The sequence below is a fragment of the Pseudomonas sp. MDT1-17 genome, from assembly GCF_054898105.1.
Map to the genome: position 1 here is coordinate 1,834,010 of NZ_JBUBVM010000001.1, position 19,471 is coordinate 1,853,480.

The 19,471-nt window shown below is 60.9% G+C and carries 22 protein-coding genes; 21 read left to right on the forward strand and 1 reads right to left on the reverse strand.

Annotated features, from left to right (window positions below):
• The first annotated feature begins 57 nt into the window (after positions 1–57).
• From ACYZTX_RS08310 to ACYZTX_RS08360, 11 genes are all read left to right on the forward strand, one after another.
• A complete protein-coding gene (locus ACYZTX_RS08310) occupies positions 58–2,118 on the forward strand; it encodes a phage tail tape measure protein (RefSeq protein ID WP_462033666.1) in 2,061 nt (686 codons plus the stop codon).
• On the forward strand, positions 2,119–3,402 hold the full coding sequence (locus ACYZTX_RS08315) for a DNA circularization protein (RefSeq protein WP_462033667.1): 1,284 nt from the start codon (positions 2,119–2,121) through the stop codon (positions 3,400–3,402). It begins immediately after the preceding gene.
• A gap of 3 nt (positions 3,403–3,405) precedes the next feature.
• Positions 3,406–4,521: a phage baseplate assembly protein gene (locus ACYZTX_RS08320; RefSeq protein WP_462033668.1), complete on the forward strand. Its 1,116-nt coding sequence runs from the start codon at positions 3,406–3,408 to the stop codon at positions 4,519–4,521.
• Positions 4,518–5,027 carry a phage baseplate assembly protein V gene (locus ACYZTX_RS08325; protein WP_462033669.1) on the forward strand — a complete coding sequence of 170 codons (510 nt, stop codon included), beginning with the start codon at positions 4,518–4,520 and terminating at the stop codon, positions 5,025–5,027. Before ACYZTX_RS08320 ends, ACYZTX_RS08325 begins: the two co-directional genes overlap by 4 nt.
• Positions 5,024–5,419 (forward strand): phage GP46 family protein, encoded by a 396-nt coding sequence (locus tag ACYZTX_RS08330; protein ID WP_462033670.1) that lies wholly within the window; start codon positions 5,024–5,026, stop codon positions 5,417–5,419. The genes ACYZTX_RS08325 and ACYZTX_RS08330 overlap by 4 nt, the downstream gene beginning before the upstream one ends.
• Positions 5,409–6,446 (forward strand): baseplate J/gp47 family protein, encoded by a 1,038-nt coding sequence (locus tag ACYZTX_RS08335; protein WP_462033671.1) that lies wholly within the window; start codon positions 5,409–5,411, stop codon positions 6,444–6,446. Before ACYZTX_RS08330 ends, ACYZTX_RS08335 begins: the two co-directional genes overlap by 11 nt.
• Positions 6,437–7,036, forward strand: coding sequence for a YmfQ family protein (locus tag ACYZTX_RS08340; protein ID WP_462033672.1), 600 nt, complete (start codon positions 6,437–6,439; stop codon positions 7,034–7,036). Before ACYZTX_RS08335 ends, ACYZTX_RS08340 begins: the two co-directional genes overlap by 10 nt.
• 11 nt (positions 7,037–7,047) lie before the next feature.
• Positions 7,048–7,926 carry a gp53-like domain-containing protein gene (locus tag ACYZTX_RS08345; RefSeq protein WP_462033673.1) on the forward strand — a complete coding sequence of 293 codons (879 nt, stop codon included), beginning with the start codon at positions 7,048–7,050 and terminating at the stop codon, positions 7,924–7,926.
• A gap of 113 nt (positions 7,927–8,039) precedes the next feature.
• Positions 8,040–8,654 (forward strand): phage tail assembly chaperone, encoded by a 615-nt coding sequence (locus ACYZTX_RS08350; protein WP_462033674.1) that lies wholly within the window; start codon positions 8,040–8,042, stop codon positions 8,652–8,654.
• Positions 8,655–8,741: 87 nt separating this feature from the next.
• Entirely contained in the window at positions 8,742–9,167 is a 426-nt protein-coding gene (locus tag ACYZTX_RS08355) for a cell wall hydrolase (protein WP_462033675.1), read from the forward strand.
• Positions 9,164–9,685, forward strand: a complete 522-nt coding sequence (locus ACYZTX_RS08360; RefSeq protein ID WP_462033676.1) for a lysis protein — start codon at positions 9,164–9,166, stop codon at positions 9,683–9,685. The genes ACYZTX_RS08355 and ACYZTX_RS08360 overlap by 4 nt, the downstream gene beginning before the upstream one ends.
• Here ACYZTX_RS08360 and ACYZTX_RS08365 read toward each other — a convergent pair.
• On the reverse strand, positions 9,677–10,006 hold the full coding sequence (locus tag ACYZTX_RS08365; RefSeq protein WP_462033677.1) for a hypothetical protein: 330 nt from the start codon (positions 10,004–10,006) through the stop codon (positions 9,677–9,679). The two genes, ACYZTX_RS08360 and ACYZTX_RS08365, sit on opposite strands and share 9 nt — an antisense overlap.
• 770 nt (positions 10,007–10,776) lie before the next feature.
• Here ACYZTX_RS08365 and ACYZTX_RS08370 point away from each other — a divergent pair.
• The 10 genes from ACYZTX_RS08370 (at position 10,777) to ACYZTX_RS08415 (ending at position 19,450) form a co-directional block, all read left to right on the forward strand.
• Positions 10,777–11,511 carry a LexA family transcriptional regulator gene (locus ACYZTX_RS08370; RefSeq protein WP_462037008.1) on the forward strand — a complete coding sequence of 245 codons (735 nt, stop codon included), beginning with the start codon at positions 10,777–10,779 and terminating at the stop codon, positions 11,509–11,511.
• A 517-nt stretch (positions 11,512–12,028) separates the two neighbouring features.
• Positions 12,029–12,376 carry a phage holin family protein gene (locus ACYZTX_RS08375; RefSeq protein WP_282376945.1) on the forward strand — a complete coding sequence of 116 codons (348 nt, stop codon included), beginning with the start codon at positions 12,029–12,031 and terminating at the stop codon, positions 12,374–12,376.
• Positions 12,377–12,510: 134 nt separating this feature from the next.
• Positions 12,511–13,095 carry a phage tail terminator protein gene (locus tag ACYZTX_RS08380; RefSeq protein ID WP_462033678.1) on the forward strand — a complete coding sequence of 195 codons (585 nt, stop codon included), beginning with the start codon at positions 12,511–12,513 and terminating at the stop codon, positions 13,093–13,095.
• Complete coding sequence (locus ACYZTX_RS08385) at positions 13,092–13,274, forward strand: DUF2635 domain-containing protein (protein ID WP_003198311.1); 183 nt, start codon at positions 13,092–13,094, stop codon at positions 13,272–13,274. The genes ACYZTX_RS08380 and ACYZTX_RS08385 overlap by 4 nt, the downstream gene beginning before the upstream one ends.
• The gene (locus tag ACYZTX_RS08390) at positions 13,274–14,770 is read left to right on the forward strand and encodes a phage tail sheath subtilisin-like domain-containing protein (RefSeq protein WP_462033679.1); all 1,497 of its coding nucleotides are present in this window, start codon (positions 13,274–13,276) and stop codon (positions 14,768–14,770) included. The genes ACYZTX_RS08385 and ACYZTX_RS08390 overlap by 1 nt, the downstream gene beginning before the upstream one ends.
• Before the next feature lie 77 nt (positions 14,771–14,847).
• The gene (locus ACYZTX_RS08395) at positions 14,848–15,195 is read left to right on the forward strand and encodes a phage tail tube protein (protein WP_282376942.1); all 348 of its coding nucleotides are present in this window, start codon (positions 14,848–14,850) and stop codon (positions 15,193–15,195) included.
• Complete coding sequence (locus ACYZTX_RS08400; protein WP_123719832.1) at positions 15,192–15,488, forward strand: phage tail assembly protein; 297 nt, start codon at positions 15,192–15,194, stop codon at positions 15,486–15,488. Before ACYZTX_RS08395 ends, ACYZTX_RS08400 begins: the two co-directional genes overlap by 4 nt.
• A gap of 130 nt (positions 15,489–15,618) precedes the next feature.
• Positions 15,619–17,181, forward strand: a complete 1,563-nt coding sequence (locus tag ACYZTX_RS08405) for a phage tail protein (protein WP_462033680.1) — start codon at positions 15,619–15,621, stop codon at positions 17,179–17,181.
• Positions 17,168–18,406: a DNA circularization protein gene (locus tag ACYZTX_RS08410; RefSeq protein ID WP_462033681.1), complete on the forward strand. Its 1,239-nt coding sequence runs from the start codon at positions 17,168–17,170 to the stop codon at positions 18,404–18,406. Before ACYZTX_RS08405 ends, ACYZTX_RS08410 begins: the two co-directional genes overlap by 14 nt.
• A 3-nt stretch (positions 18,407–18,409) precedes the next feature.
• Positions 18,410–19,450 carry a phage baseplate assembly protein gene (locus ACYZTX_RS08415; RefSeq protein WP_462033682.1) on the forward strand — a complete coding sequence of 347 codons (1,041 nt, stop codon included), beginning with the start codon at positions 18,410–18,412 and terminating at the stop codon, positions 19,448–19,450.
• Positions 19,451–19,471: the final 21 nt, after the last annotated feature.

The window sequence follows — 19,471 nt, forward strand, 5'->3', positions numbered from 1 at the left end:
GCTCACGGAAAGCCTGGAGCACGCCCAACGCATTAACGAACTCCAGCAGGTGCAGTGATGGCGGACAAGTTTCAGCTCAAGGCGTTGATCACGGGCGTCGACAAGTTGTCGCCGACACTGACCGGGATCCGTAAGAACGTTGCAGGTTTCCGCAAGCAGATGAACAGCAGCGGCCTAGGCAACATCGGGTTCAAGGATATGTTGCAGGGTGGCGCTTTCGCTGCGCCGTTTATCGCGGGCGCCCGCGCGGCCATGGAATTTGAAACGTCCATGGCAGACGTGAAGAAGGTGGTCACCTTCGACACGCCCGAACAGTTCAAGCAGATGGGGCAGGACGTGCTTGATATGTCGGAGAAAATGCCGATGGCTGCCAGTGGCATTGCTGCCATCGTCGCCGCCGGTGGGCAGGCCGGTTTTGCCCGCGGGGAGCTGAAACAGTTCGCCGAGGACGCAGTGAAGATGGGTATCGCCTTCGACCAGACCGCCGATCAGTCCGGTGACATGATGGCCAAGTGGCGGACCTCATTCAAAATGACCCAGCCGGAAGTGGTGACGCTGGCTGACAAGATCAACTACCTAAGCAACATCGGTCCATCGTCGGCCGCACAAATTTCTGACATCGTGACCCGTATCGGATCGTTGGGTGGAATTGCTGGTCTGTCCGCAGGGCAGGTTGCAGCAATGGGTGCAACGCTTGCAGGTGTGGGGGTCCCGAGTGAGGTCGCCGCGACGGGCATGAAGAACTTCATGTTGTCGCTGACAAAAGGAAGCGCGGCCACCAAACAACAGTCGGAAGCGTTCAAGTCGCTGCGGCTGGATGTGAAACAAGTTTCAAAGAGCATGCAAAAAGATGCGCAGGGCACTATCGAAGATGTGCTCGAGCGCATTGCCAAGGTTGACCCAGCGAAGCAGGCCGGGCTACTGACCCAGCTTTTTGGTACTGAGTCGGTCTCTGCCATCGCGCCGCTGCTCACGAACCTGGACCTTCTGAAATCCAGCTTCACGGCTGTAGGGAAGGAAGGGAAGTTTGTCGGGTCGATGGAAAGTGAGTACACGGCACGATCTGCCACCACTGCCAACGCCATGCAGCTGCTCACCAACAAGGTCACCCGTCTGGGTGTTGAAGTTGGCGGAGCGCTTCTGCCGCCGTTTAATGCCTTCATGGAGCAAATTGGCCCAGCAGTCACGCAAATGTCCGAGCTGGCAAGGGCGCATCCGGGAGTGATCAGGGGGGTTCTGGGAGCAGCGTTTGCCTTTGGTGTACTGCGGGTCGCTGTGATGGGCGCCATTGTTGTGACCAAAATCATGAGTGCAGTTACGGCCATGTCACCGATCGGGATCATTGTTCGTGGCATTGCGCTTGCCGCTGGTCTGCTCATCGCGAACTGGTCAACGGTGGCGCCTTACTTCCAGGCGATCTGGGAAAAGATCCAAGGCCCGGCCATGGTCCTGTGGGGGTGGTTCAAGCAGGCGTTTGCCTACACACCGATCCCTATGATCATGGAAAACTGGGGGCCGCTGACCGAACTGTTCTCCGCCTTGTGGGGGGTGTTGGTCGCGGTCTCGACTCCGGCGATGGAATTTATGGGGAAGCTGTTTGACTGGTCGCCGCTGGGCCTGATCACTCGGAACTGGGAGCCAATCACCGCATGGTTCCAGAGCCTGTGGGAGAAACTGAGGCCGATCATTGAACCGTTGATGAGTTACTTCGGCGGTGGTGAGGGCGGGGAAGGCGTCATCAAAACCGCCACCAACAAGGCCAACGCCTTTGCCGAAGAGCAGCGGGTGCGCAATGCCGGCGCAGGTGGCGGCGATGGCTCGTTGCTTGAGCCGGGCGCCGCCGAGGGGGCTCAGCGTTACCAACGCATGATGAACAACGCGACGGGCGTGCCCAGCACCGGCACGTTGTTGAGTCGCCCGAACCTGGCGGCGCAGTCGGGCAACTTACTGCAGCAGACGGCGGCCAATCAGGCGCAGAAAGTTGACGGTGAGATCAACGTCAACATCAACGGGGCGCCGGCCGGTACCACCGTTGAACAAGGCAAAACCAACCAGAGCGGGCTGAGCATCAAGCCCAGCGTTGGCACTCGAACCATTGGCGTGATGAGGCCTCAGTAAATGGATAAGACTTGGCGCGCTGCAGTGCTGCCGGCGTCGTTTCGCGGGGTCAGTTTCTTGATTCCACAGACGTCGGTACCGGTGGGCATGAAAGGTCCGCTGCATGAATTTCCGCAGCGCGACACGCCGTTTTTTGAGCAGATGGGCAAGCAGGCCCAGGTGCATAAAATGACCGCGTGGGTGGTGGGCGATGACTGCTTTGAGCGGCGCGACAAGCTGATCGAGGCGCTGCAAACCCCTGGCGCCGGCGAGCTGGTGCACCCCTGGTTGGGGCGCCTGCAGGTCAAGGTCGGCGAGTGCGAGATGGGCCACGAACGCACCCAAGGCGGAATGGTGACGTTTGAGCTGACCTTCTATCCCGACCTGCCGCTGAAGTCACCGTCGGCCAAGGTCAACACCCAGCAGCAACTGGTGAAGTCCTCCAACAGCCTGCTGGACGCCTCACTGGGCCGTTACCAGTCGTCGATGGCCACGGTCAATAAGGCCCGGCTCGGGCTGCTGCAACTGCGCAACAGCCTGTCGGGGGTCTACGGGGTGATCCAGCAGCAGTTCGCCCCGTTCCAGGGCACCTTCTCGACGCTCACCGGGTTTGCTGAATCGCTGATGAATTCGCCCGGCACGCTGTCGTCGCTGTTCACCAGCTACTTCAGCAGTTTTCCGGGCAGCAACTTTTTCGGCGGCTCCAGTTCCGGCGGTGGTTCGAGTGGCGGCTCCACCGGTGGCTATCGGGCGGCGGTGGCCGAAACGACGCAGCAAAGCCAGGCGGTCAGCGCAATTGATACGGTCAGCCCGCTGGGCGGCGCCGACACGGTGACCGCCTCGCAAGCGACCGCCAACCTGGTGCAGGATTCGCTGCTGGTGCAGATCGGGTTGATCGTCAGTGACATGCCGGTGACCCAACAGCCAGTGTCGCCGGGCTCGACCCCATCGGTGGACCAGCAGGCCCTGCAGCCGCAGGTGCGGCCGGAGGTGCCGGTGGCGGACGATGTCCTGGAGCTGCGCGACAGCCTCAACGAAGCGATCCATACGGCCTCGCTCAAGGCGGACCCGGTGCACTACCAGGCGCTTAATAACCACCGCCTGGCGCTGGTCAAGCACCTGACGGCGGTGGCCGCCTCGGGGGTGCGCCTGGTCGACGTGACCCCGCCGGAAACGCTGTCGGTCCTGGTGCTGGCCTATCGGCGCTTCGGTGACGCCACCCGCGAGTCCGAGCTGGTGCAACGCAACCGCATCCGCCATCCCGGTTTTGTGCCGGCGCTGCCGATCAAAATCGCCCAGAGGTAACCCATGCCCGATGAACAAAACGCCGTCAGCCTCACGGTCGACGGTCTGGATTACTTCGGCTGGAAAACGGTGGAGATCACCGCCGGCCTGGAAGATCAGGCGCGCTCGTTTAATCTCAGCCTCACCTGGCAATGGCCGGGGCAGCTCGAGCGGCGGCCCATTAGTGAGGGCGCCAAGTGTCAGGTGCGCATCGGCGCTGACCTGGTGCTGACCGGCTGGGCATTTGCCACGCCGATTGGCTACGACGACAAGCAGATCACCACGTCCATCAGCGGGCGGTCCTTGACTGCGGACCTGGTCGACTGCGCGGCGGTGAACAAGCCGGGGCAGTGGAGCAACCAGAGCGTGCTGGCCATCGTTAAGGCGCTGGCGGCGCCGTACAGCATCAATGTCAACAGTGAAATCCCCGAAGGCAGCAAGCTCTCTGACCACACCATCGAGCCGGGCGAGACGGCGTTCGCCTCGATTGACCGGCTGCTGACCTTGTTCCGGGTGTTCTCCACCGACGATGCGCGGGGCATGGCGGTGTTGGCCAGCCCTGGCAGCGGCGGGCGCGCCTTCGATGCGCTCGAGGTCGGCAAAAACATCAAGTCCGCCGAGGCCGCGCTGGATTTCTCTGGGGTGTTTTCCGAGTACCAGGTGCTGGGGCAGAAGAGCGGCACCGATGACGAATATGGCGCGAAGGCGTCCGAGGTGTCCGCCACCCTGAGTGATGACCGGGTCAAGCGCCGGCGGGTGCAGATCATTCAGGAGTCCGGGCAGATGACCAACGAGCTGGCCCAGGCGCGGGCCAACTGGGAGCGCGGCTCGCGCATGGGGAAAGCCCTGGCCACCACCTACACGGTGTATGGCTGGCGCCAGTCCAATGGCCAGCTGTGGCGGCACAACACCCTGGTGCGGGTGATCGATCCGATCATCGGCTTTGACCGCGACCTGCTGATTTCGCGCATCACCTATTCGCTGAGCGACGCCGGCATGTTGACCAAGCTGGAAGTGGCGCCGCCGGACAGTTTCGAACCGGAGCCGAAGGATCCGCACAAGGCGCGCAAGGCGAAGAAGGGCGGCAAGGCCGACAACTTCGAGTACCTGATTCCTGCTGACTACGAGAGCAAAAAATGAGCCTGAAAAGCATGCTGGTCCGCGGCACGGTGATCATGGCCGATGCCGCACGCAAACTCCAAACCCTGCAGGTGCGTCTCACCGCCGGGGAAATCAAGGACGGCGCCGAGCACTTCGAGCCGTATGGCCTTACCAGCCATCCGCTGGCCGGGGCCGAAGTGCTGACCGCGTTCCTCGGTGGCGACCGCTCCCACGCTGTGGTGCTGGTGGCCTCGGATCGCCGGTACCGGATCAAGGAGCTGAAGCCGGGCGAGGTGGCGATCTACACCGACGAAGGCGACAAGATCCATTTCAAGCGCGGGCGGATCATCGACATCGAAACCGCCACCTTGAACATCAAGGCCACCAGCGGTGTGCACTTCGACACCCCGACCATCACCCAGACCGGGCGGATTGAATCGCAGGGCGACCAGGTCGCCGGCGGTATCAGTCAGATCGAGCACCCGCACAGCGGCGTGCAGGCCGGCAGTGGCCAGAGCGGGCCGCCCGTGGGAGGTGCGGGATGACCGTGGATGCGCTGCACGCCGACCTGACGCGGGCGGTGATCATCAGCCTTTACACCTGGCGCCGCGCCGCCACCGATGACCCGGTCGACGACGAGGAGTTGTTCGGCTGGTGGGGCGACAGCTACCCGGCCATCGCCGATGACCGGATCGGCTCGCGCTTGTGGCTGTTGCGCCGGGTCAAGCTGACCGCGCAAACCCAGCGCGATGCCGAGTTCTACGCGCGCGAGGCGCTGCAGTGGCTGCTCGACGATGGCCAGGTGATCGGCCTTGAGGTCAGCAGTGAGCAGGTCGACCTCAATCGCTTAAACCTGCTCACCACGCTGACGGTCCCCAGTGGGGCGCGGCTGAACATCAACCCTTCTTCTGCCTGGCAGGTGATCTATGCCGTATGAAACTCCCACGCTGCCGGTATTGGTCAGTCGCGCCCAAGCCGACTTGGCGGGCGATGCCTTGCGCCGCTCCGATGCGCAGGTGCTGGCCCGTGCGCACGCCGGTGTGGCCTATGGGCTGTACGGCTACCTGAACTGGATGGCCGATCAAATCCTACCGGACTCGGCGGATGAGGAAACCCTGGTGCGCATGGCCGCGCTGCGCTTGAACGAGCCGCGTAAGCCGGCCCAGTCTGCCAGCGGTCCGGCCAGTTTCATGGCCGCGGCCGGCGGCGTGCTCGATGTCGATACCGTGCTGCAGGCCGCTGATGGCCGCACCTACAAGGTCACCGCCGGCGTCACCACGGTGGCAGGCCTGAACAGCACCACGCTGGAGGCGGTCGACGCGGGCGGCCTGGGCAATGCCGAGGCCGGTCTGGTGCTGACCTTGGTCCAGCCGGTGGCGGGGGTGGCCAGCACCTTTACCGTGTTGGCCCCTGGTCTGGCCGGTGGGGTGGCCCAGGAGAGTATCGAATCGCTGCGTGCGCGGGTGATCCGCTCCTATCGGGTGATTGCCCAGGGCGGTTCGGCAGAGGATTACGAGACATGGGCGCTGGAAGTGCCAGGCGTCACCCGCGCCTGGTGCCGGCGTAATTACCTGGGGCCGGGCACCGTCGGGCTGTTTGTGATGCGCGACAACGATGTCGTGCCGGTGCCGAATCCGGCGCAGTTGGCCGAGGTGAAAGCCTACATCGAGTCGCTGCGCCCGGTAACGGCGGAGCTGTACGTGTTGCCGCCGGTGGAGGTGCCGGTGCTGTACAGCATCCACGCGGTGCCGGATACCTCGGCCGTGCGCGCAGCCATCGAGCTGCAGCTGCGCGATCTGCATCAGCGCGAGGCCGGGCTCGGCGACACCTTGCTGATCACTCACATCCGTGAAGCCGTCAGTGGCTCCACGGGCGAAACCGACCATCAACTGACGGCGCCGGTGGCCAACGTGGTTCCGGCCACCAATCACCTGCTGACGTTTGGGGGGATCACATGGCTGTAGCGCGCACGCCCGAGCAATACCGCCTGCAGCTGCGCGGGCTGCTGCCGTCGGGGCCGGCCTGGGATCCCGAGCTGGTCCCGGAGATCGAGCTGGTGTTGGCGGGGGTCGCGGTCGAATTCTCACGCCTCGAGGCGCGGGCCTTGGACCTGCTGAATGAAATGGACCCGGCGGGTGTCAGCGAACTGGTGCCGGACTGGGAGGCCATCATGGGCTTGCCGGATGCGTGCTTGGGGCCGAACCCGGCGTTTGAAGATCGGCGGCTGTCAGTGCGCCGGCGGCTGTTCGAGGTCGGCGGGCAGAGCCCGGCCTATTTCATTGAGATCGCCGTCAGCCAGGGTTACCCGAACGCGACCATCACCGAACACCGAGCGCCCCGTATGGGGCGTTCGCGTTTCGGTGTGGCGCACTTTGGCACCTGGAGGGCGCAGTTCCTCTGGACCTTAAACACCGGTGGGCGCCACCGGAAGGGCCGGCGCTTTGGCGTCAGCTACTGGGGCGAGCGTTTCGGCGCCAATCCGGGCAACGCGCTCGAATGCCTGATTCGTCGGCCGGCGCCGGCGCACACCGTTGTGCACATCAATTATGACTAAGGAGTAAAGCCGTGGATTATCCGATCAGTGTGCCCAGCGTTGGGTTGGTAGCTGGCAAGTTTGTCGATGAGAACCCGTTGCTGGGCACGCCGGGATCCTTGATCCCGGCGCAGTGGGGTAATGCGGTCACGCAAGAAATTCTGAATATTCTGAGTGCGGCGGGTATTGCTCCCTCGGAGGTCGTGAACGATCAACTGTTAACCGCGATTCGTGGGAAAACGCTGTTTGTCACTCAGCCTCAATTCGATGCCACGCAGGGGGTGGCGACGACGGCGTTTGTACAGCGGGCGCTCGGGAATGATTCCGGCTTTGCGAACCTGGTCGGGGTGACCACGCTCAATGCGAGCCATGCCGGAAAGATCATCTATGCCGGTGCGGGTGGCAACTATACGGTCACGCTGCCATCCGCCGCCGCCGTGGTGCCTGGGACAAAGCTGCCAATTGTGATGTTTGCCAGCCAGCCGTGCTTCTTCGTTACGCAATTGGCTCAGTCGATTTATGTCAATGGTGGTACGCCGCTATCCACTATCACGCTGGGACTCGGCGATAGCCTGACCGTTGAGTCGGATGGGGCTAATTGGTACGCCGTGGGTGGATCTGTCCAGCTTAAATATGCGGCTGCCTTTGGCTCATCCAAGTTACCCAACGGCTACCTGAAATTGCCCAGCGGGATGATTATCCAGTGGGGTTTTGTATCTGTGGCATCCACTGGCACCCCATTTACCTTTCCAATTGCATTTCCAAACGCTTGCGGCTCAATCGCGCTATCCCTTGGTCAAGGTGCTACGACCACGGGCATGGTGTCCGTAGGCGCCTCATCCCCAACCGGGGCCACGCTATTCATCAATTCTGGCACGCTCGGCGCTGGCTACATCGCTGTCGGTTGGTAAATCATCGCTATAGCGGCGTGATGCCGCCACCCGCTTAGTGATCCAGCTAAGCGCACTTTCTAATCCTGGTCGATGTGTCGCCAGGATGATCTTAGTTACTGTGGAGAAGATCTATGTTCGCTTCAAAATCTAGGCGCTGCTTCTACGATACCGAGATTCATGGGTGTCGCCTGACCACTATCCAAGACCCCGCATGGGTCCGCCCAAAGACGGATATCGTCGTCCAACCGGGTGAGTCTTCGTGGGTTGGCGACGAGCTGGTGACGAACGCCGGGGACGAGCCGATGACGCTCCACGATGTCCCCGATATGAGCGCCATCCCGGACACGCTGGAGGTGGCCAACCAGGCCTGCTTGATTCCTGAGGATGCGGTCGAAATCACTGCGGCCTACCATGCCGAGCTGCTGGCGGGGCAGTCGGCAGGCCAGGTGATTACCTGGGGTGGTGATGGTTTTCCAGTACTGTCTGATCCACCGCCGCCCAGTGCTGAAGAGCTGGCGGCTGTCGAGCGGGTTTGGCGTGATCAGCGCCTGGCTGAAACGGATAATGTAGTGGCGCGCCATCGCGACGAGTTGGAAGAGGGCCCAGAAACGACATTGACTCCCACGCAGTACGCCGAGCTTCAGGCGTATCGCCGCGCCCTGCGGAACTGGCCAGAAACGGGAGAGTTTCCATTGATTGAGCGCCGGCCGCCGACGCCTGGTTGGCTGGCTGGCCAGGTCCAATAAGCGCCCCGCACTGACGGGGCGTTTTCTTTTCTGACTGTCCCCTTTAAGCCCTCCGTGTGCGGGCTTTTTGTTGCCTGGAGAAAACGCATGAGTCCGACCGAAAAAGACCGCGATATTTTTGCGCGCACCTTGTGGGGCGAGGCCCGCGGCGAGAGCCTGGCCGGCCTGCAGGCGTGCGCCTGGACCATCCGCAATCGAGTGTTCGACGGCCGCGCCAAGTCCTGGTGGGGCGAGGGCTACGCCGGCGTGTGCCAGCAGGCTTGGCAGTTCAGTTGCTGGAACGCCAACGATCCGAACGCGCCGTTCCTCACCGGGGCCAGGCCGATTCCGGCCGGTGAATACAAGCGCGCGCTGGAGGTGGCCTTGGCGGTGATGGCCGGGGTGGTACCGGACCCCACCGGCGGCGCGACCCACTACTACGCGACCAGCATGCCCAAGCCGCCGAGCTGGGTGAAGGGTGCCACGCTGACGCTGACGCTCGGTCGTCACCTGTTTTACAAGGACGTGCCATGAGCCCGGCGGCGCTGAAGCTAGCGGTGCAGTTCGGCCTGGCGCTGCTCCTGGTGCTGCTCAGCGCCGGCGCGACCTGGCAGGTGCAGGACTGGCGCTACGGCCTGCAGCTGGAGAAGCAGTCCGGGCTGCACCAGGACGATCTGACCGCCATCGGCAATGCGGCGGCGGCCCAGGTGCGCGCCGATCAGGACCAGCGCCTGGCGCTCGAGCAGCGCCTGTCGGTCAGCGAACAAATTCACTATAAGGAATTGAGCAATGCTCAACACAACCAGGCTCGCCTGCGTGATCGCCTTGCCACTGCTGATCTGCGGTTGTCAGTCCTTCTCGACTCCACGGATCCAGCCAGTGGCTGCTCAGTGCCAGCGGGTACCGCAGCCGGCGGCGTGGTTCATGGAGGAACACGCGCCCGACTTGACCCAGCGCATGCTCAACGAATTGTCGCCATCACCGATGCCGGTGATCAGGGACTGATTGCGCTGGCCGCGTGCCAGGCATACGTGCGGGAAGTATCACACTGAGCCTTTGTCGCGTACTTGGCGCCGCAAGTCCTCAATGAGCCGGTCCTTGCCGCGAGATACTGTCTGAAGATCACGCTCTTTCAAGCGCAGCACTGCTAGGGTGCCAGACTGCTCCCTAAGGTTTCTCATAGCCTCATCACGATCCCGTGAAATTTCGGCGTGCATCTCCACCAGTCCTGATATGTTTTCCTTGGATGTGCGCAGCTGTAGCTTGAGCTCCCGGATTTCGTCCTCGAGCATGTGCGCGTAATGCTTAACGGTGTCGAGCTGCGTCGGACTACCGAGCCAGTCAGAGGTGTCTTCGATTTCGTAGGGATCCACGGTAACGCCTTATCTGTACTGTTTGGATATACAGTAATCGATAAGTGATAATGACAGCGATGGTGATGCGACGAACTGCATTCACATTTAACCAGGAGGACATGTGATGGGGAAAAATTCAGCGTATCGGGAATCTAAACTCAGGGAGAGAGCACAGGTTCTTGTTGATGAGCAGGGGATCTCTTTCGAGGATGCATTGTGTGCCATTAAGGAGCGAAGGGCTGTGACGATGCAGGCTCTGAAGCGAACCGGCCGGGGCAGTAAGGTGGTGGCCAAGCGGCAGACTTCATCGACTCCGTTCACCAGGCTCAAAGAGAAGGTCAATGGTTCCAGCCGGCCGTTGCAAGGAGGGTCACCCGGGCAGGGCAAGAAATCTTGATGGGGCAAAAATGGGGCAAACCGTACGCCAACCAATGCCATTTAATGCCAAATGAACAATAAGCCTGATTTGTCAATTAAGCCCTACGCCCCATGTAATTCGGGGGTGTAGGGCTTTTTTGCGTTAGTACTCCAACACAATTGGCGTGTGGGAGGACAGATCAGAGAGCGCTTTATTCATCGGATAATCAGGCAAATTCGTTGAAAGGTGTAGGGCAAAGGAGGGGCATCGGCCCGGCTTTTCCGCGATGGGCGCAAGGTTAACATGGGCGGTCCACCCGACGCAGGCATGAAAGCCCTGCGATACATTTCTCCTGTTTGTGCACGGCTTATGCGCTGTTTATGCAATTTTGCATTTGTCTTCCGTAAAAAGAACAAGCACTATGCGCTTTATGCAAAAACGCAATGTTTCTACCGTACTAAGAGCGCTGCTCGATCAGCACGGGATCTCCCCCACGGAGCTTCACCGTCGTACCGGCGTGCCTCAATCCACTCTCTCGCGGATCCTCAGCGGGAAGATCGTCGATCCCTCGGATAAACACATCTCGAAGATCGCCGAGTACTTCACCGTGAGCACCGACCAGTTGCGGGGCCGTGCGGATGTCGCGCCGGCAGCCAGCACCGGGCGCGATCAATTGCATTCGGAACTCAAGGACATAAGCCTGTGGGACGACGATACGCCTGTCGACGACGACGAGGTGTCGGTCCCCTTTCTTCGCGAGGTTGAATTGGCCGCAGGATCAGGAAGATTTGTCATCGAAGAGAGCGAGCGCTCTAGCTTGCGCTTCGGCAAGCGGAGTTTGCGCCATAACGGTGTTCAGTTCGACCAGGCCAAATGCGTGACGGTGCGCGGCAACAGTATGTTGCCGGTACTGCGCGATGGCGCCACCGTCGGCGTAAATGCTGGCAAGTGCGGGATTGGCGATATCGTGGATGGCGACCTTTATGCAATTAACCACAACGGCCAACTGCGGGTGAAACAGCTGTATCGCCTGCCGACAGGGATTCGCCTGCGCAGCTTCAATCGCGATGAGCATCCGGACGAGGACTATACCTTCCAGGAAGTTCAGGAAGAGCAGATTGTCATCCTTGGTCACGTCTTCTGGTGGGGCATGTACGCCCGTTAACCTCAACGCTGTCAGATAAAACCCGCCACCGTGCGGGTTTTTTTTCGCCTGCCGAAAAGCCGTCAGAGCCTTTGCCTGCGGGACTTTTATGCGCCAGTGCATTGCAAGTGCAAAAATAAATGCATCTGTGCATTGACTGTATATGCATCCATGCATATTCTTTGTCTCAAGCCGCTCGACAAAGCAGCTCGAAACGAAGCTCTTTAGTTCCACCACAAAGGCAGCGATGAACCGGCCTCAACGGTTCAGAGGGTTGGCAACTGACCCGGGTGTGCAGCGTAAAGCACCACAAGCAGTTATCCGGCGGGCAGGGACCGCGGTCGGAAAAACAATTTGAATCGATCCGTACCGCGCCAGTAGCGCCGAAGGATCAACGCGAAGGGCCGCATTACTGAAAAGCCCGGCCAACACCAACGCCGGGCTTTTTGGAATGCCTACCTACCGTCAGGCACCTCAAGAGACACTGCTTGAAAGACACACACACATCACTCATCAATCACCCCCCGGGAGGCGTGACATGACAAACGAGCAACAAGCGTTGCTGGACATGCCGATCTGGCTCGTCATCGTCCTCGCCCTGGTGGGCGGGGTGTCCGGCGAAATGTGGCGCGCCGACAAGGAGGGCGCCCGCGGCTGGTCATTGCTGCGGCGCCTGGCCCTGCGATCCGGGGCCTGCATGGTCTGCGGGGTCTCGGCAATCATGCTGCTGTATGCCGCCGGCGTGTCGATCTGGACGGCTTGCGCGTTCGGTTGCCTTACGGCGATGGCCGGGGCAGATGTTGCCATTGGTCTATATGAGCGTTGGGCAGCCAAGCGGATTGGCGTTTGCGAAGTACCGCCGCGAGATACCCGCCAGGACCAATGAACACAAAGCCCAATGGAATGGCGAGCGGCGGTGCCGACCGGCATCCGACCCGCAAGGACGCGGGTTTCCCGAGGCCAGTACCTTTCACTCAAACCCGCCAACAAGCGGGTTTTTTATTACCCGGTGAAAACACCATGAAGATCACCCCACTGATCACCCAACTGCGTGATCACTGCCCAACCCTCGCCAATCGCGTGGCTGCCGGCATCGACCTCGAAACGCTGCAAGCCAGTACCCCGCTTTCAACTCCTTGCGCCTACGTGGTGCCGATTTCCGATCTGGCGGGTGCAAACGCGGCGCAAAACGCTACGTGGCAGACCATTCGCGACCGCTTCGAAGTGACCCTGGTGCTTGACACCACCGACGCTACAAAAGCGCTGGATCTGTTGCACTACTTGCGGGCCGAACTGTGGCGGGCGCTGGTGGGTTTCAAGCCCGGCAGTGATTACGACGCCATCGCCTATGACGGCGGCGAACGGGTTTCCATCAACAGCAACCGCGTGCTGTATCGCCTGCGTTTTTTTGCCGAGTTCCAGCTCGGCCGCAATCTACCTGATCAGCCTGCGGAGAGCTGGCACGAACGTGAACTGGACGGCTTGTCGTCCTTTACCGGGGTCACCGTGCGGGTCGATGCGATTGATCCAACGGACCCCAATCTGAAACGCCCAGGCCCCGACGGACGCCTGGAACTGACTTTCTCTGGAGACGTAACCCCATGAGCAAACGCATCACCGTGCTGCCGGCCCCAGGCCGTGCCGTGCCCGACCCGGAAGCGGGCGATCTGTTGCCCCTCGAGGGCCGTGAAGTGCCGGACAACGCCTGGTGGCGTCGACGTCTGGCCGATGGCGATATCACCACCAAAGCCGTGAAAGCGGCAAAACCACAGGGAGCCAAATAATGGCGATCGGATTCAGCAACATCCCCGCGGACATTCGTGTTCCGCTGTTTTACGCCGAGATGGACAATTCGGCCGCCAATAGCGCGTCGTCGGCCATGCGCCGTTTGATCGTCGCTCAGGTCAACGACAACATTGCGCCGGCCGAGGTTGGCAAACTGGTGTTGGTGTCCAGCGTGGCGCTAGCCAAAAGCATTGGCGGCCAAGGCTCGATGCTCGCCTCGATGTATGAAACCTGGCGCAAGACCGACCCGATCGGCGAGATCTGGTGCCTGCCGCTGCACAACACTGAAGGCAGCATCGCCAAAGGCGTGTTGACCCTGACCGGCGCCGCCACTCAAAGCGGTGTGCTTAACCTGTACGTTGGCGGCGTTCGTGTTCAAGCGGCCATCGTCAACGGCGCTACGGCAGCTCAGGCCGCTACCGCGCTGGCGCTGAAAATCAACGCCTCGGCAGATCTGCCGGTCAGCGCTGCAGCGGTTGAGGGCGTCGTGACCCTGAGCGCCAAATGGACTGGCGACAGCGGTAACGACATCAGCCTGCAATTCAATCGCCTAGGCAAGAGCAACGGCGAAGAAACTCCGGCCGGCCTCACCACGGCCATTACCGCCATGACCGGCGGCGCCGGTGTGCCGGATCAGGTCGCTGCGGTAGCGGCGTTGGGCGATGAACCGTTCGAGTTCATCTGCATGCCGTGGTCGGATCTGTCGACCCTCAACACCTGGCAAGCCGTCATGGATGACAGCACCGGTCGTTGGTCCTGGGCCAAGCAATTGTTCGGTCATGTCTACAGCGCCAAGCGCGGCACCATCGGTACCCTGGTGGCGGCCGGTCAGGCGCGGAACGACCAGCACATGACCCTTCAGGCGCTGGAACCGGGCGTACCGCAACCGTTCTGGGTTCAGGCCGCTGCACTCGCTGCGCGCACGTCGGTGTTCATCTCCTCCGACGACAGCCGTCCGACCCAAAGCGGCAGCCTGCCAGGTCTCGACCCGGCACCGGCCAGTGAGCGTTTCACCCTGACCGAGCGTCAGTCGCTGCTCAATTACGGTCTCGCCACCGCGTACTACGAAGGCGGTTACGTGCGCATTCAGCGTTCGATTACCACCTATCAGAAGAACGCCTACGGCCAGGCAGACAATTCCTACCTGGACAGCGAAACCATGCACCAGTCGGCCTTCATCGTGCGCCGTCTGCAAAGCGTGATCACCAGCAAATACGGTCGCCACAAACTGGCCTCTGACGGCACCCGTTTCGGCGCCGGCCAGCCGATCGTTACCCCGAGCACGATTCGCGGCGAGCTGATCGCCCAGTACGCCAAGCTCGAACTGGAAGGCCACGTAGAAAACGCCGAACTGTTCGCCGAGCACCTGATCGTCGAGCGCGACGTGCAGGACCCGAGCCGGGTCAACGTGCTGTTCCCGCCGGATTACATCAATGGCCTACGCGTGTTCGCGCTGCTTAACCAATTCCGTCTGCAGTACGACGACGCTGCTTGATTGCTGCGCTTTTACTGTAAGGACTGTGTGATTTCGGCCCACCTCGCGTGGGCTTTTTATTTGAAGGGAGAAACACCATGGGTCAACTGATTGCGGGCACCTGCTACGTCAAAGTGGACGGCGCTCAACTGACTATCAATGGCGGCTGCGAAGCGCCGTTGATGGCTGTGAAACGGGAAACCGTCGTACCGGGTTTCTACAAGGAAACCGACATTTCCCCGTCGTTCAAAGTGACGGCGCTGCACACCGCGGACTTCCCGCTCAAGCAACTGATCGCAGGCACTGACATGACCGTCACTTGCGAATTCAGCAACGGCAAAGTCTACGTACTGGCTGGCGCCTACCTGGTTGAAGAGCCTGTCTCCAAAGGCGACGACGCCACCATCGAATTGAAATTCGAAGGCATCAAGGGGACCTGGCAATGAGCAACGCCGTGAAGCTTCAAGTTGCGATCGAAGCCCACGGCGAGCCCTTGACCGAACTCAACCTGCGCCGTCCAACGGTGCAGGAAGTTCGAGCGATCAAGGCGCTGCCGTACAAGATCGACAAGAGCGAAGAAGTCAGCCTCGACATGGACGTCGCGGCCAAATACATCGCGGTCTGCGCCGGCATCCCGCCGTCGTCGGTCAATCAGTTGGACCTGGCTGACCTCAACGCGCTGAGCTGGGCTGTCGCGAGTTTTTTCATGAGTGCGGCGTCGGAGCCATCACCGACCTGATTTCAGTCGCCTATGACCTGGCCTGGTTCTGGAAGGTTGACCCCGAACAGATGATGGCCAGGCCACTGGATGTGCTCCGCGAATCGCTGGAGCACGCGCAACGGATCAATGCGATGCAGCAGGTGCAGTGATGGCAGACATAGAAAAGGAAGATGAAAAGTCGGTCCGGCTGACCGGGATCGATGAACTGACCCCCAAGCTCGCCGGCCTTCGAGCGAAGGTCGAGGGCTTCAGAACACATCTTGAACAAACCGGGCTGGGCAAGCTGGATATCAGCGGTCTGTTCAAGGGTGGCAGCGTGATCACGCCCTTCGTGGACGGGATCAAGGCGTCCGCTGCGTTCAAGGGCCAATTGACCGAGGTCAATGAGGCCGCCAAAGGTGTCGATGTGCCGAGCGTACCGACCAGCGCCGCGCAAACCATGAATGTGTTCAGTCGGTCGATGGAGCAGGTGTCGGCTGCCGCTAATACCGCGTTACAACCTGCCGTCGCGACCGTCACGGCAGGGCTTCAGCCGCTGCTCATTGGCTTTGGCAGTCTGCTCAATGACAACCCGAAGCTGGTCGAGGGACTTGCGGCCGGTGCCATTGCGTTTTCGGCGATGCAAACCGCCGTGACCGGCGCGACCCAAGTGTTCGATCTGATGAACATGGTGCTCAAGACCCATCCCATCGTGTTGATTGCCACGGGCATCGCCTTGGCAGCCGGTTTGATTGTGGCCAACTGGAAACCCATTTCGGCGTTCTTCGCCGGGCTTTGGCAAAAGATTTCTCCGGTCGTGATGCCCATGGTCGAGTTCTTCAGGACGATGTTTGCGTTCACGCCGCTGGGACAAATCATCAGCCATTGGGGACCGATCACCGCCGTGTTCGCGGCGATCTGGGACGTCATCAAAGCGGCGGCCACGCCGGTAATCGGATTTTTTCAGACGCTTTTTTCCTGGTCACCACTGGGTTTGATCATCAGCAACTGGACTCCGTTGACGGGCCTGTTCTCGGCCATCTGGGACTTGCTCAGAGCGCTGTCGGTGCCGGTCATGGATTTTCTGCATGGTCTGTTCGACTGGTCGCCGCGGGAGATGATCATCACTGGCTGGGGCGCGGCCACCGAATTGTTTTCCGGGATCTGGGACAGCATCAAGGTCCCGGCGCTGGTGATGTACGGCACGCTGCGCAGCCTGTTTGACTGGTTTCCGTTGGAGGAGATCAAAAAGCGTTGGGAGCCGATCACCGAATGGTTCAGCCAATGGTGGGACAAGCTGCAAGGCGTCGTCGCGCCGATCAAGGAATTCTTTGCCGGTGGTTTCGGCAGTCTTGTCGCCAGTGTGACCGGCAAGGTCGAAGGCCTGACCGAGGCTCAAGAAAAAACCAATGCCGAAGGCAACGGTAAGTTTGCGCCGGCGTTTTTTGGCACCGATACCGAGCAACCACAAAGCCTGTCAGTGCTGCCCGGTAATCTGCCGCACAAACCCTCGATGCAGCCTGGATCCCTGACACAAAACTCCAACGCCCTGATTCAGCAAAGCGCCGCCAACAGCCGCACACAACTCGAAGGCGGTTTGACCGTGCGCTTCGAAAATGCGCCGGCCGGCATGCGCACCGATCAGCCGCAAACCAATCAACCGGCGCTGGCGCTCAATTCGCGCATCGGCTACCGCACACTGTCCCTTGGAGGTTCCAATGAGCTGGCGTGACCGTTTAATGCCGGCGTCGTTTCGCGGCGTCCAGTTCTGGGTCGATCAGGCGAAAAACCCGGTCGGCCAAAAGGGCCAGTTGCACGAGTACCCGCAGCGGGATCTGCCGTATTTCGAGGGCCTTGGCCTGCAGGCGAAGATTCACGATTTGACCGCATTTATCGTCGGCCCCGATTGCCTGGAGCAGCGCGACAAACTGCTCAAGGCGCTGGAGCAGGGCAGTGGTGAGCTGGTTCACCCGTGGCTGGGACGTCTGCAGGTCAAGGTCGGCGAATGCGACATGACCCACACCCGCCAGGACGGCGGGCTGGTGACCTTTACCCTGAAGTTTTACCCCGATCAACCGGTGCCGTTTCCGACGGCGGCGGTCAGTACGCAGAAGCTATTGCTGGTGGCGGCCGACAGCTTGTTGGGCTCCGCAGTGAAGCGTTTCGAAGACGCGATGACTTTGATCAAGGCTGCGCGGATCGGCATTGCCAACCTGCGCAACAGCATCAAGGAGGCTTACGAGGTGATTCAGCAGCACCTTCAGCCGTTGATCGATGAGTACCAGCAGATCAGCGATCTGGTCAAAGCCGTCAAGGAACTGCCCAAGGACGTGGCGGCGCAATTCAAGGGATTGATCGGCGACATCAACGAACTGAAGGACTTCGCCCGTGAAGGTTATCGTGGCGTGATTGCCAACGTCTCCCAACAGGTCGAAGCCATCAAGAAGGCCGATGCGCCGAAGCTCACCACCGGCAAGGACACCACCGCTGCGGCCCAGGCGCTGACCAATCTGGTGCAGGACACTTTGATTGTGCAAGTGGCCCAGTGGGTCGCGTCGATGCCGGTGGCTTCGCAGGCAGTCAAGCGGGTCACCAACCTGCCGGTCGGGCATCAGGCTGTGCTACCGACCACGCATCAGGACGTTCCGGTGGTCGACGATTTAGAGGCCTTGCGTGTGGCACTTGAGGAAGTGTTCAAGCTGCCCGAGGCCAAGGCGGATCCTGTGCACTATCTGGCGATGAGCAATTTGCGCCAGGCGCTCCGGGCGCATTTGAAAGCGGTCGCGTCGTCCGGCGTTCGACTGGTCAGCAAGTCTTTCAAGCAAAGCCTTCCGGGGCTGGTCGTGATCTATCAGCAAAGTGGAGACGCCACGCGAATCGCTGAAGTACTACAGCGCAACGGCATTATTCATCCGGGGTTTCTCCCGCTGGACGACGTAAAGGTCCTGGGGGAATAGACCATGAATGAACTCGACAACAGCGTGTTGCTGACCGTTGACGGTCTGGAGTATGGCGGCTGGAAAAGCGTTGAAATCACCGCGGACCTAGAGCGCCAGTTCCGCACTTTCAAGCTCGATATCACCTGGCAATGGCCGGGGCAGACGGTCGACCGACCCATTCGTCCGGGTGCGCCCTGCCAAGTGCGAATCGGTTGCGATCTGGTGCTCAGCGGGTATGTCTTCAAGGCGCCGATCAGCTATGACGGGCGGCAGATCAGCCTGAGTATCGAAGGCAGTTCAAAGACTCAGGACCTGGTGGACTGTGCGGCGATCAACACGCCCAACCAATGGCATCAGCAATCCTTGCTCAGCATCGTTCAGGCGCTGGCCTTGGCCTATGCCGGGAAAGTGGTCAGCGAAATCCCGGAAACCACGCGGCTCGGCAGCCACACCATCGTGCCGGGGGAAACGGTCTTTCAGTCGATCGACCGCTTGCTCACGCTGTTCCGGGTGTTTTCCACCGATGACGCCGAAGGTCGGGTGGTACTGGCCCGACCGGGTAGCGGTGGGCGAGCCAGTGATGTGCTTGAGCTGGGCAAGAATATTCTGTCGGCCAACGCGCCGATGGACTTCAGCCAGGTGTTCTCCGAGTACCGGGTGATCGGTCAGCACAAGGGCGGCGACGAGAAGAGCGGTGCGGCCGTGAGCGAAGTGTCCGGGGTTTCCACCGACCCGATTATCGGGCGCAAGCGGATCACCGTGATCAACGAAAGCGCGCAATTGACCCCGGAACTGGCGCAGCAACGTGCCGATTGGGAAAGCGGTATTCGCGTCGGCAAGGCTGGCACCACGACCTATCGGGTACAAGGTTGGCGGCAATCCAACGGTGATTTGTGGAAGCACAACACCTTGGTGCGGGTGATCGACAAGGTATTGGGTTTTGACCACGACATGCTGATCTCCAAGGTGACTTACTCGCTGTCCGAACAGGGCTCGGTCACCACACTTCAAGTGGCGCCGCCTTACACCTTCGATGCGAACCCGGTGCCTCCCAAAACCTGACACCCCGCTAAGCCTCGCTCC